The sequence below is a fragment of the Enterobacter cloacae complex sp. 277I4 genome, assembly GCF_050031465.1.
Classification (GTDB): domain Bacteria; phylum Pseudomonadota; class Gammaproteobacteria; order Enterobacterales; family Enterobacteriaceae; genus Enterobacter; species Enterobacter cloacae.
On sequence record NZ_JBLGWC010000001.1, the window covers coordinates 3261129 to 3274056 of the forward strand.

A 12928-nucleotide genomic window follows, 5' to 3' on the forward strand; every position below is an offset into this window, starting at 1 on the left:
CTCCGGCTTAGTCTTTAATATCCGGGAAAAGCCCGGACAGGGCGCGAATGGCGTCGTCATAGCCGCTGCGCTCGTGGATCGCCTGATGGAGGAACGCCTCCAGGGACGGATATTTGTCGATAGCCTGATCCAGCATCGCATCGCTCCCTTTGACGTACGCGCCCACGCTCACCAGGTCGCGGTTGCGCTGATACGCGGAGAGCAACTGTTTAAAACGCTGCACCTTGCGGTACTGGGCATGCGGGATAAGCTCGGTCATGGCACGGCTGATCGAGGCTTCAATATCGATCGCCGGATAGTGCCCCGCCTCGGCAAGACGACGCGACAGCACGATGTGGCCGTCGAGGATTGCGCGTGCGGAGTCGGCAATCGGATCCTGCTGGTCATCCCCCTCCGTCAGCACCGTATAAAACGCGGTGATTGAGCCGCCCCCTTTCACGCCGTTACCGGTTCGTTCGACCAGCGCAGGCAGACGGGCAAAGACAGACGGCGGATAGCCTTTGGTCGCGGGCGGTTCACCAATCGCCAGAGCCACTTCACGCTGCGCCATGGCGTAGCGGGTCAGGGAGTCCATGATCAGCAGCACATTAAGACCGCGTTCACGGAAATCTTCCGCGATGCGCGTGGCGTAAACGGCACCCTGCATACGCAAAATCGGCGAAACGTCAGCCGGGGCGGCCACCACCACCGCCCGCGCCAGCCCCTGCTCGCCAAGGATATTCTCGATAAAATCTTTTACCTCGCGGCCACGCTCGCCAATCAGCCCCACCACGATGACGTCCGCAGTGGTAAAGCGGGCCATCATGCCGAGCAGCACGCTTTTGCCGACGCCGGAACCGGCGAACAGGCCCATACGCTGACCACGGCCCACCGTCAGCAGGCCATTGATGGCGCGCACGCCAACGTCGAGCACGTTTTTGATCGGATCGCGGTGCAGGGGATTGAGCGTTGGGGTAAACAGCCCCGCCGCCGGTTTCCCCGGCGCGGGGCGGCCATCCAGCGGTCGACCCTGCGCATCCAGCACGCGGCCCAGCAGATGCGGCCCCACGGGCAATTGTTTACCGGCGTGGCTGTCGCTTTGCAGGGCATAAATGCGCGCCCCGGGCAGGATGCCGTCGACATGCTCCAGCGGCATCAGAAACAGCGTCTGGCCGTTAAAGCCCACTACTTCGCTCTCAACCGGGATAATGCCCTGCTCCGTCTGACGCTCAACGATGCACAGCGCACCAATAGGCAGCTTGAGCCCCACGGCCTCCATTACCAGCCCGGTGGCGCGCGTCAGTTTGCCGTACTGGCGAAAATCGGGCACCTGGGTGAGTTTTTCCTCCACCCGGTCAAGGGCGCAGAGCCACTTTTTTAGCTGCTGGCTCATTGCGAGAGTTCCTCGCGCGCCAGCTGACACAGCGCCTGCCAGCGGGTTTCCATACTGGCGTCCACTTCCACATCCGGGGAGACCACCCGGCATCCCCCGGCGGCCAGGCTGGCGTCGCGGTGCAGCTCCCAGCCCATCGCGGCAAGCGTTTCACCCAGCGCCGCCTGCACCGCCGCGAATGCATCCGGGCTGACATAGAGTTGAATGGTGCCGTGCAGCAGCGCGTCCTGCTGCATCAGGCTGCGGATCTGCGTGACCAGAGCATGGTTATCCGCCACACGAGACGTACCGTAGAGTTGCTGCACCGCCGTCAGCGACAGCTGCACCAGACGCGCGGGGATCAGCCCTTCGAGGTTTTCCAGCGCCAGCTTAAAGTTGCTGACCCAGGTTTCTGCCTCGCGCAGCAGCGCCTGCTGCTCCACGCGTGCCTGCTCCACGCCCTGGGCATACCCGGCGTCGCGGCCCTCTTTCAACCCGGCCTCATAGCCCTGTTTGCGGCCCTCTTCCTGGCCCTGCTGCTGCCCCTGGGCAAACCCCTGCTGCTCCGCCTGCTTGCGCAGACGCGCCAGTTCGGCTTTCAGCTGCGCCTCAGACTGGGTATTGTCCAGCGTGGGCAGCGGGGTATCCTGCGGCTCACCCAGCAGGTTTTCAGGCTGCCAGGCGCGCCACCCGGTGGCGTTATGTTCATCAAACGTAGGCATCGTCGCTGCCTCCAATCAGGATCTCGCCAGCCTCGGCCAGACGACGCACCACGTTGAGGATGGTCTTCTGTTCGGCTTCCACCTGGGACAGACGCACCGGGCCACGGGAGGCCAGATCGTCGGTCATCAGCTCGGCCTGACGGCGCGACATATTGCGGAAGAACTTCATGCGCAGCGGCTCGTCGGCCCCTTTCAGTGCGATGATCAGCGTTTCGCTCTCGATCTCCTGCAGCAGGCGCTGGATGCTGCGGTCTTCCACCTCCACCAGGTTTTCGAACAGGAACATCTCGTCGATAATTTTTTGCGCCAGCTCGCCGTCGAATTCACGTACCGCCTCAATGGCCGCCTCTTCCTGATGAGATTTCATCAGGTTAAGGATCTCCGCCGCCGGACGGACACCGCCCATCTTGCTGCGCTTGAGGTTCTGACCGTGCAGCAGGTTGTTCAGGACTTCCGTCAGCTCCTGCAGCGCGGCAGGCTGTACGCCGCCGAAGGTGGCGATACGCAGCATGATGTCGTTACGTTCGCGCTCGTCGAATTTGCCCAGCACGTCCGCCGCCTGGTTACGTTTGAGGTGAACCAGAATGGTGGCGATGATCTGCGGGTGCTCTTCGCGGATAAGGTCGAACACCGCCTGCGGATCCATAAAGTTGAGCGTTTCGATGCCGTTGGTGCCCTGGTGGGTATCCAGCAGATCTTCCAGCAGTGAAGAAGCGCGCTCTTCGCCCAGCGCCTTGACCAGCACGCTGCGCAGATAATCGTTGGTGTTGAGGCTCAGCGCCGCATATTCGCTGGAGTCTTTCTTAAACTCCTCCAGCACCATGGCCATCTGGTCGTGAGTAAAGCCCGCCATGTTGACCATTGAGGCACTGATCTGCTTCACCTCGTGGGCGTTGAGGTGCTTGAACACCTCCGCTGCCAGGACATCTCCCAGCGTCAGCATGACGATGGCGCTTTTTTCTGAGGCATTCATTATTTCGGCTCCTTACTCATCCACTGGCGGATCACCAGGGCGATAACGCGCGGCTCCTGCTCTGCCAGCTCACGCAGCTGTTGACCGTTGAGTTCCGTATCCACACGCTGCTGGGCGCGGTCGCGGTTGTTTTTCTCCGCGGCACGTTTTTTCGCGGCAATCTCTTCTTCCCGCGCCTCTTTTTCCATCTCCAGACGGCGCAGGGTGGTCTCCTGATGGCGGATCCAGGCAGGCTGCACAAGCTTGCGCCACATGACCCAGGCAATAATGGCGATGACCAGGTAGCGGGCGATAGCCATCAGCAACGCGTAGAAACGATCCTGCTTCCAGAACGGCGGCACCGGCTCTTCCACCACGCCGTTAAAGGCGGAGTTGAGGATATTGACGCTGTCGCCACGGCTGGCGTTAAAGCCAATCGCCTCTTTCACCAGCGCGTTAATACGGGTCAGTTCGGCCTCGCTAATCGGTCCCGGCTTGCCCTCTTCCCCCTGCGGCAGATGGTTAATCACCACCGCCACGGATAAACGTTGAATGCGTCCGGCATTCGATTTGGTATGGATCAGAGTGCGATCGACCTCAAAGTTGGTGGTCTCGTCACTGCGGTTGTTGTACGGCTGTGCAGGCTCACGGTTCGCGCTGTTACTGGTGGTTTTCTCTTTTTTGTCATCCGCCGGGGTATTGAGCGGCTGGGTCAGCGGTGCGGTGGCCGGTGCCGGTGGCGTATTGCTCAACGCCCCAGGCACGCCACTCGCGCCACGGCTATTCCCCTGCTCAGAGAGGCTGGCCTGACGGCTGCGGATGGCCATTTTTTCAGGATCGCTGTTCGGCTGATACTGCTCCTGAGTTTGTTCCTGCTCGGTGAAATCAATCTGCGCGGTGACCTGAGCGCGGATGTTTTCATCCCCCACCAGCGGGGCCAGAATGCGCTGAATGCGCTGCTGATAGTCGGTTTCAATTTCACTGGTGTATTTCAGGTGCGCCGTCTGCAAACCGCGCAGGCCGCTCTGGGTCAGCAGGTTGCCGCGCTGATCGACAATGGTCACGCTCTCGGCTGCAAGGCCAGTCACTGCGCTGGAAATAAGATGGGTGATCGCCACTACCTGGCTGTCGTCAAGGGTACGGCCCTGCAACAGGTTAACGGTGACGGATGCGGTCGGTTTTTTCTGTTCGCGGACAAACATCGACGGTTTTGGCGTGGCCAGATGTACGCGCGCGCTCTGGATCGGCCCGAGATTTTCAATGGTACGCGCCAGCTCGCCTTCCAGGGCGCGCTGATAGTTCACCTGCTCGGTGAACTGGCTGACGCCAAACTTCTCCTGATCGAGCAGTTCAAAGCCCACGCCGCCACCCTTCGGCAGCCCCTGCTGGGCCAGCTTCATGCGCACCTCATGCACCTGTGAGGCCGGCACCATGATCACGCCCCCTGGCGTGTCGATGCGGTAAGGGATATTGAGCTGCGACAGCTGCGCCACGATGGCACCGCCTTCTTCATCACTGATATTACTGAACAGCACCCGGTAATCCGGCTCCTTTGCCCAGAACATTAACGCGATGATGACGGAAAGCGCCGCAGCGCCGCAAATCACCAGCAAAAGCTTCGGGCTGCCGCGAAGTGAGGACAGCATCGATTTAATTCGCTCTGCCGGATTGTTGGTTAACTCATTTAGTGTGGCACTCATGCCGTATTCCTGTATGAAATAGCACGCATCCACGATGCGCGTCAGCTCACGAAATTCGCGAGAGTGATGTCGACGATTTCAAAAATATAAGAATTTTTCAGGCGGGCATTATCGTCTGAAAGGCATTTTTTTTAAGGATAAATAAGCTCAAAGTTCTGTCGGCTTATTGGATTTTCTGAGGTTTTTAATCACGTGCTAAGCTGTCGACGTTTAAAAGATATGCAACAAACCGCCGTTTTTATCTTAATTACCAGGAATAAAAAGAATGTCAGCGACATTAATGCGTGGCGTACTCGATCAAATTCAGAGCCAGGCGCAGCAGGTCAGCGGCCCGTCTCACCGGCTGCAGACCTCTCGCGGCGACGCCCCCTCCTTTTCTGACGTTTTATTTAACAGCATTAACGAAATAAATAAAACCCAGGTTGAAGCGAAGAGCAAAACACAGCAGTGGATGTCCGGCAGTGGCGATATTGCCCTGAATGACGTGATGCTGGCGATGCAGAAATCGTCTATTTCATTCAGCTTTGGCATGCAGGCACGAAATAAGACGATTAGCGCGTATCAGGAAATAATGAATACACCGGTTTAAGGTCTGCCCCAATTCTATGAGTGAAATTATCAGCACTTCTGCACGCTTATCCCTGAATACGCTTTCTCTGACTGACAGCGAATTGCAGCGTGTCGGGAAATTAATCTATAAGCGCGCCGGAATTGTCGTTAACGCGCAAAAGCGAGAGATGATTTTTAATCGTCTTTCCCGTCGCGTGCGCACGCTGGGGCTTGCCACGTTCAGCGACTATATCGCCCTGCTTGAGTCACACTCGGAGCATCCGGAATGGCAGAACTTTATCAACGCGCTGACCACCAACCTGACCTCTTTTTTCCGCGAGGCGTATCACTTTCCGATCCTCGCGGAACATGCGCGTCAGCGCGCATCGGGCTACCGCGTCTGGTGTACCGCGGCGTCCACGGGGGAAGAGCCCTGCTCTATCGCCATGACGCTGAATGACCAGCTGGGCGCGTCGGTGGCCGGACCGCGGATCTGGGCGTCGGATATCGACACCGAGGTGCTGGCAAAAGCGGAAGCGGGCATCTACCGCCTGAGCGATCTGGACGCACTGACGCTGGCGCAAAAGCGTCACTATTTTCTGCGCGGGGCGGGTGATAACAGCGAATGGGTGAAAGCCCGGCAGGAGTTGCTGTCCGCCATTCACTACCAGCAGCTGAATTTACTCGATGAAAAGTGGTCCGTTCCCGGGCCGTTCGACGCCATTTTCTGCCGCAACGTGATGATTTATTTCGATGCGCCGACGCAGCAGCGCCTGTTGCAGCGCTTTGCGCGTCTGCTCAAGCCGGGCGGCCTGCTGTTTGTCGGCCATTCGGAACATTTTAACCATGCACATATTCCGCTGCGCCTGCGAGGGCAGTCGGTGTATGAACTGACGGAGGCCACACGGTGAAGTCGATTCGTGTGCTGGCGGTCGATGATTCCGCCCTGATGCGTAACATGCTCAGCGCGGTCGTCAATCAGCAGCCTGATATGGAAATGGTCGGCACGGCGCCGGATGCGTTTATTGCGCGCGAGCTGATTAAACAGCTCAACCCGGACGTGCTGACGCTGGATATCGACATGCCGCGCATGGACGGGCTGGAGTTTCTCTCCCGCCTGATGCGCCTGCGCCCGATGCCCGTCGTGATGATCTCCTCCCTGACCACCCGCGGCTCGAAAGCCACCATGACTGCGCTGGAGCACGGTGCGGTCGATTTTCTGCCCAAGCCCGAGCATCGCGGCGCAGAGAATATCGACAGCTGGAGCCAGCTGGTGGTGGAGAAGATCCGCGTCGCCGCCCGCGCGAAGCTGGCGCAGCATACCCCCGACGCCAGACCGGTGCTCGCCGGGATCCCCGTGCGCCAGCAGAGCCTCATCGCTATCGGCTCCTCTACCGGCGGCACGGAGGCATTGCGTCGGGTGCTGATGCCGCTGCCGGTCAGCACGCCGGGGATTGTGATTGCCCAGCACATGCCCGCCGGTTTCACCTACTCCTTCGCCCAACGGCTTGACTCGCTGTGCCAGATTGCCGTGCGTGAAGCGCAGGATGGCGAACCGGTGCGACCAGGAACCGCCCTGATTGCGCCGGGCGATCGTCATATGGAGGTTATCTGTCAGGACAACGGCTACCGGGTCCGGCTCAGCGATGCCCCACCGGTGAATCGTCATCGTCCGTCAGTGGATGTGCTGTTTGACTCCGTGGCGCGTCAGGCCAGCAAGCATGCCAGCGCCGCCCTGCTGACCGGCATGGGCGCGGACGGCGCGCGTGGCCTGCTGCATCTGCGCCAGACCGGAGCGTTTACCCTCGCGCAGAGCGAAGCCACCTGCGTGGTGTTTGGCATGCCGCGCGAGGCGATTGCGCTGGGTGCGGCGAAGAAGGTCGTCGACCTCGACGATATCAGCCAGTGCTTACTGGACAGTTTCCATAAACATAATTCATCCAAAACCGACTCACGTTCAGGAGATAAATCCCATGTCGGATAAAAATTTGCGTTTTCTGGTGGTGGACGACTTCGCCACCATGCGACGCATCGTACGTAACCTGCTGCAGGATCTGGGCTACAAACACATTGACGAGGCCGAAGACGGTCAGGACGCGCTCAACAAGCTGCGTGCCGGAGGTTTTGATTTCGTCGTCAGCGACTGGAACATGCCAAACATCGACGGCCTGGAGCTGCTGAAAACCATTCGCAGCGATGCCACCATGGCAAAGCTGCCGGTGCTTATGGTGACCGCTGAGGCGAAGAAAGAGAACATCATCGCTGCCGCGCAGGCGGGGGCCAATGGTTACATCGTTAAGCCGTTTACCGCCGCCACGCTGGAAGAAAAGCTTGGCAAAATCTTTGAAAAACTCGGGTAACGCTTATGAACTCCCCGTTAAATATGCAGGCGGATAACGCCACAGAGATTTTTGTTCGCATCGGACAACTGACCCGTCTGCTGCGCGACAGCATGGCCAACCTCGGTCTGGAACAGGCGATTATGGAAGTCGCCGACGCTTTTCCGAACACCCGCGACCGCCTGAACTACGTGGTCGGCAAGACCTCGCAGGCTGCCGATCGGGCGCTGACAAGCGTGGAAGTGGCGCGCCCTCTGCAGGAAGGGCTGAGCGAGAACGCCACTGCGCTGAGCGCGCGCTGGGATGCCTGGTTTGAAAACCCGCAGCCGCTGGAGGATGCCCGCGAGCTGGTCAAAGCCACCCGCGCCTTCCTGCACGACGTGCCGGAGAAGACCCAGCAAACCAACCGCCAGCTGACCGAAATCATGATGGCGCAGGACTTCCAGGATCTCACCGGTCAGGTGCTGCAAAGCCTGATGCATGTGATTGAGACCGTTGAGAAAGAGCTTATCAGCGTGCTGGTGGAAAACATGAACGAGCGCGACGCCAGCGCCGCCACCGGTGACGCGCATCTGAAGAACGGTCCGCAGATCGATACCCGCGCCGAAGGCATTGTGGCCTCTCAGGAGCAGGTGGACGACCTGCTGGAGTCACTCGGCTTCTAATCCCGCCGGGCAAACGTCATGTCAGAACAAAACGACAGCGAAAAAACAGAAGACCCCACACCCCACCGAAAGCAAAAAGCGCGCGAAGAGGGACAGGTTCCCCGATCGCGCGAGCTGACGAGCGTCCTGATGCTGCTGGCAGGCTGGGGGTTACTGCTGGTGGCGGGCGGCTGGCTGGCAAAACAGCTGCAGCATCTGCTGCATAACGGCTTAACGTTTGACCGGCTGTTAGTCAGCGATCCGCAGCAGATGCTGCATCACGCCGGATCGCTGCTAGGAATGGCGTTTATGGCGCTGCTGCCGTTCGTCGGTGGCCTGTTTCTGACCGCCGTCGCCACGCCGTCGCTGATTGGCGGCCTGAATATGAGCGCTAAGGCTCTCAAATTTAACGTCAAAAAACTCAATCCGATCAGCGGCATCAAACGCCTGTTTTCCGGGCAGATGGTGTCGGAGATGGTGAAAAGCATTCTGAAGGTAACGCTTGCGGGCATCGGCGGCGGGCTGTTTTTGTGGTTCAACAAAGGGAAGTTTATCAGCCTGATGTATGAACCGCTGCGCATGGCGCTGTGTGATATCAGCGCCCTGCTGATGGGCTGCATGCTGGTCATTATTTTATCGCTGATCCCGATGGTGGCGTTCGACGTGGTTTACCAGCTCTGGAGCAACTTCAAAAAGCTGCGCATGAGCCTGAAAGAAATCAAAGACGAATTCAAAAATCAGGAAGGCGACCCGCTGATTAAAAGTAAGGTTCGCCAGTTGCAGCGTCAGATGGCGCAACAGCGAATGATGAGCGACGTCCCCACCGCTGACGTGGTGGTGAATAACCCGACCCACTATTCGGTCGCCCTGAAATACCAGGAAGGCGCCATGGGCGCGCCGATGGTGGTTGCCAGCGGCAGCGGGCTCATCGCCCTGCGCATCCGCGAACTGGCCGAAGAGAACCGGGTCCCCATGCTTGAGGCGCCGCCGCTGGCGCGCGCCCTGTATCGCCACTGTGACCCCGGCACACCGGTTCCCGCCGAGCTGTACAGCGCGGTGGCAGAAGTGCTGGCCTGGGTTTATGGCCTTAAGCGCTGGCGTAAGGGCTATGGCTTACGTCCGCTGACACCTAAAGATCTTCCCGTTCCGGCGGGGATGGATTTTGCACAAGAGAGTAGAGAGTGATGGCCAATATCGCCACCAAATTACGATTACCCAACATGAAGGAAACCCAGTGGCAGGTGCTGGCCGGGCCGGTACTGATCATGACTATCCTCGCGATGATGATCCTGCCGCTGCCGACCTTTGTGCTGGACCTGCTGTTTACCTTCAACATCGTGCTGTCGATCATGATCCTGCTGGTCGCCATGTTTACCCAGAACACGCTGGAGTTCTCGGCGTTCCCGACGGTGCTGCTGTTCTCCACCCTGCTGCGTCTGGCGCTTAACGTCGCATCAACGCGCGTGATCCTGATGAACGGCCATACCGGTTCGGAAGCGGCGGGACAGGTGGTGGAGGCCTTCGGTCACTTCCTGGTGGGCGGTAATTTCGCCATCGGTATCATCGTGTTCATCATTCTGATCATCATTAACTTTATGGTGATCACCAAGGGTGCCGGACGTATTGCAGAAGTGGGCGCGCGCTTTTCTCTCGACGGGATGCCGGGTAAGCAGATGGCGATTGACGCCGATCTGAATGCAGGACTGATCGGCGAAGAGGAAGCCAAACGCCGCCGTAAAGAGGTGACGCAGGAGGCGGACTTCTACGGTTCTATGGACGGTGCGAGCAAGTTTGTGCGTGGCGATGCCATCGCCGGACTGCTGATTATGGCGATCAACATTATTGGTGGCCTGGTGATCGGCGTGATGCAGCACGACATGTCCGTGGGCGTAGCCGGTGAGACTTATACCCTGCTGACCATCGGTGATGGTCTGGTGGCACAGATCCCGGGTCTGGTGATCTCCACCGCGGCTGGCGTGGTGGTGACCCGCGTTGCCAACGATCAGGATGTGGGCGAGCAGATGGTGGGCCAGCTGTTTACCTCTCCGCGCGTGATTGTACTGGCGGCAGGCGTGATTGGCCTGCTGGGCCTGATCCCCGGCATGCCTAACTTCGTCTTCCTGCTGTTTACCGCCACGCTGCTGGGTGTCGCCTGGTGGCTGCGCGGCCGCGAAGGTGAAGCGAAAAAAACCGGCGGCGTACAGGCGGATGCCGATGCGGCGGACGCTGAGGTGGCGCAGGTGAACGAAGCCTCCTGGTCTGATGTTCAGATGGAAGATACTCTGGGTCTGGAAGTGGGCTATCGCCTGATCCCGATGGTGGATCACGAACAGCAGGGTCAGTTGCTGACCCGCGTGCGCGGTATTCGCAAGAAGTTTGCCCAGCAGATGGGCTTCCTGCCGCCTGCCGTGCATATTCGTGACAACCTGGATCTGGCGCCAACGCACTATCGCATCCTGCTTAAAGGGGTCACCATTGGTTCCGGGGAAGTGCAGCCGGATCGCTGGATGGCGATCAATCCGGGCTGTGCCGAGGGGGAAGTGCCCGGCACGCCGTGCACCGAACCCACCTTTGGCCTACCTGCGCTGTGGATTGACGAAGTCCACCGCGAACTGGCGCAGACGCTGGGCTACACGGTGGTGGATCCGAGTTCAGTGGTGGCAACGCACCTTAACCATCTGATCACCACCCATACCGAGGAGCTGTTTGGTCGTCAGGAGGCGCAGCAGCTGCTCGACCAGATCACCAAACATTCACCGAAACTGGTGGAAGATTTGATCCCGGCGGTCATCAGCCTGACCACGCTGCATAAGGTGCTGCAGAATCTGCTGGCCGAGCGCGTGCCGATCCGCGATATGCGTACCATCATCGATACGCTGGCAGAGTTTGCCACCGCCCAGAGCGATGCTGATGAGCTGACCACCCGCGTGCGGGCGCGCCTTTCCCGGGCGATAACCCAGCAGTGGTTCCCGGGTGAGGACGATATTCAGCTGATTGGCCTGGATCTCTCCCTGGAGCAGCTGTTGATCCAGGCGACCCAGAGCGGCAGCGCAATTGAGCCGGGCATAGCTGAAAACCTGATGAAGCAGACCGAAAAGGCGCTGCAGCATCAGGAAGGTTTAGGCGCACCGCCGGTGCTGCTGGTGAACCCGGCCCTGCGTCTGATGCTGTCGCGCTACCTGCGCCGCATCTTCCCGCAGCTGGCGGTGCTCTCCAGCCAGGAGATCAACACCCAGCGCAACGTGCGGATGACGTATCTGATTGGGGGCAAAGGATGATGAGAGCAGTGCTTGCGCTGCTTCTGGTTTCGCCGCTGGCTGTCGCGGCGGACGGTTCCTGGAGCGGAGAGAGCTTTGGCGGCACGCTGACACGGGGGCAAATGGTACTAAAAAGCAAACCGGTGCAAAGCCCCTCACCCCTGCCCGCTGGCGCAGTGGCCTCGCGCGTGTACTGGAAGATTCAGACAGACGGCCTGACGCCCGTAGGGTTTCGCATTCGCCTGTGCAGCACCACGCGCTGCCTGACGCTGCCCGGCTTTGCCGGGGAGCTGCCCCTGCCTGCCGGGATGCCAGCCGCCGGGCCGTTTCGTTTTGAGTATTATTCCGTGGCGGGGGCGCGTTTCGACGCGCCGCTGCATGTGCTGAGTAATCAGGTCACGGTGAGTTATCGCAACTAGGGTTAAGCGTATCCCATACGTTGCCATCGGTGATTTGCCTGACTCATTTTTATAAATTTTCTTCATTTTCGTCCGAACATAGGGTGGTTATTTTTCATATTATTTCTGAAATGGAGAATAAGATGTCGCTCGGTAGCATATTCCAGTCATAGCAATTGGAAATGCGAAATTTGGCAATAAGATTAAAGACATTTGCGCTATCGATGACTTTATTCTTCAGGATTTTTTATTTTCTATCCGTCCCCTGAAATGCTTACAAATATGGCCGTTTATTAACGTTATAAACGATTGCCTGTAATAAACAGGCTGCGATAATAGATGCTCAATTCATCTTTGCGGGAGAATAACCGTGCGCTATTTCGCAGTTGTGGTTTCGTCAATTTTAATGTGTGGTTCATCGCTGGCCGCGTCCGTGAATTCGGCAACCCTTCCTGAGCTGGCTGAGGCATTAAATACACGATTCGAGGTGATGAAAGATGTGGCGGGTTATAAGGCGGCGAACCATCTTCCCGTTGAGGATCTTCCGAGAGAAAAAAATGTGCTTCTGAAGGCCCAGAGTGCTGCCCGTGACGTCATGCTGGATCCGCAGAGTATTGATGCGTTTGTCCAGACACAAATGGCCGTCAGTAAAAACATCCAGTACCGCTATCTCGATCGCTGGCGTTTGCAGCCTGAAAAAGCGTGGCAGCCCCGCCCGCTGGCAGAAGTAAGAGCACAAATTCTTCAACTGGATAACACCATCCTGAACCTGATTAGCCGGCAAATCATGACCGGTGGCGGATTTGGTGAAGAGCAGGACCGCACACTGTCCGGGTTGCTGAACACTAATCAGATCTCAGCGCTGGAGAAGGCGCAGCTGATCGACGCGCTCGGGGAAATCAAACGTCGATAAACGCCCTGTGCCACCCGTTGTGCCATGTTTTCCGCTGGGGATCGTCTCAATGGGATTTTTGTCACTGAAAGGAAACGGGATAAGTGTTTGAATAATGGCAGAG

At 58.5% G+C, this 12928-nt stretch carries 13 protein-coding genes; 9 read left to right on the plus strand and 4 right to left on the minus strand.

From position 1 onward, the window contains the following. Positions 1–7: 7 nt before the first annotated feature. The 4 genes from fliI to fliF are packed head-to-tail and all read right to left on the minus strand — an operon-like array spanning position 8 to position 4725. Entirely contained in the window at positions 8–1372 is a 1365-nt protein-coding gene (gene fliI, locus ACQG19_RS16030) for a flagellar protein export ATPase FliI (RefSeq protein WP_013097805.1), read from the minus strand. Beyond that, positions 1369–2073 carry a flagellar assembly protein FliH gene (locus tag ACQG19_RS16035; protein ID WP_161670332.1) on the minus strand — a complete coding sequence of 235 codons (705 nt, stop codon included), beginning with the start codon at positions 2071–2073 and terminating at the stop codon, positions 1369–1371. The genes fliI and ACQG19_RS16035 overlap by 4 nt, the downstream gene beginning before the upstream one ends. After that, on the minus strand, positions 2060–3046 hold the full coding sequence (fliG, locus tag ACQG19_RS16040) for a flagellar motor switch protein FliG (protein ID WP_013097807.1): 987 nt from the start codon (positions 3044–3046) through the stop codon (positions 2060–2062). The genes ACQG19_RS16035 and fliG overlap by 14 nt, the downstream gene beginning before the upstream one ends. Then, positions 3046–4725, minus strand: a complete 1680-nt coding sequence (gene fliF, locus ACQG19_RS16045) for a flagellar basal-body MS-ring/collar protein FliF (protein ID WP_058660560.1) — start codon at positions 4723–4725, stop codon at positions 3046–3048. The genes fliG and fliF overlap by 1 nt, the downstream gene beginning before the upstream one ends. A 265-nt stretch (positions 4726–4990) precedes the next feature. Between fliF and fliE the strand changes: the two genes are divergently transcribed. From fliE to ACQG19_RS16090, 9 genes are all read left to right on the plus strand, one after another. Beyond that, entirely contained in the window at positions 4991–5314 is a 324-nt protein-coding gene (fliE, locus tag ACQG19_RS16050) for a flagellar hook-basal body complex protein FliE (RefSeq protein WP_246932548.1), read from the plus strand. A gap of 16 nt (positions 5315–5330) precedes the next feature. Then, on the plus strand, positions 5331–6185 hold the full coding sequence (locus ACQG19_RS16055; RefSeq protein WP_045903252.1) for a CheR family methyltransferase: 855 nt from the start codon (positions 5331–5333) through the stop codon (positions 6183–6185). Then, the gene (locus ACQG19_RS16060; protein WP_013097812.1) at positions 6182–7258 is read left to right on the plus strand and encodes a protein-glutamate methylesterase/protein-glutamine glutaminase; all 1077 of its coding nucleotides are present in this window, start codon (positions 6182–6184) and stop codon (positions 7256–7258) included. Before ACQG19_RS16055 ends, ACQG19_RS16060 begins: the two co-directional genes overlap by 4 nt. After that, the gene (cheY, locus tag ACQG19_RS16065; RefSeq protein ID WP_013097813.1) at positions 7248–7634 is read left to right on the plus strand and encodes a chemotaxis response regulator CheY; all 387 of its coding nucleotides are present in this window, start codon (positions 7248–7250) and stop codon (positions 7632–7634) included. Before ACQG19_RS16060 ends, cheY begins: the two co-directional genes overlap by 11 nt. 5 nt (positions 7635–7639) lie before the next feature. Beyond that, the gene (gene cheZ, locus ACQG19_RS16070) at positions 7640–8278 is read left to right on the plus strand and encodes a protein phosphatase CheZ (protein ID WP_038420056.1); all 639 of its coding nucleotides are present in this window, start codon (positions 7640–7642) and stop codon (positions 8276–8278) included. Between the two features lie 18 nt (positions 8279–8296). Next, positions 8297–9442, plus strand: coding sequence for a flagellar biosynthesis protein FlhB (gene flhB, locus ACQG19_RS16075; RefSeq protein WP_222168787.1), 1146 nt, complete (start codon positions 8297–8299; stop codon positions 9440–9442). Beyond that, on the plus strand, positions 9442–11535 hold the full coding sequence (flhA, locus tag ACQG19_RS16080; RefSeq protein WP_108452956.1) for a flagellar biosynthesis protein FlhA: 2094 nt from the start codon (positions 9442–9444) through the stop codon (positions 11533–11535). Before flhB ends, flhA begins: the two co-directional genes overlap by 1 nt. After that, positions 11532–11933, plus strand: a complete 402-nt coding sequence (locus ACQG19_RS16085) for a flagellar protein FlhE (RefSeq protein ID WP_222168786.1) — start codon at positions 11532–11534, stop codon at positions 11931–11933. The genes flhA and ACQG19_RS16085 overlap by 4 nt, the downstream gene beginning before the upstream one ends. Before the next feature lie 349 nt (positions 11934–12282). Beyond that, a complete protein-coding gene (locus ACQG19_RS16090) occupies positions 12283–12825 on the plus strand; it encodes a chorismate mutase (RefSeq protein WP_222168785.1) in 543 nt (180 codons plus the stop codon). The last annotated feature ends 103 nt before the right edge of the window (positions 12826–12928 follow it).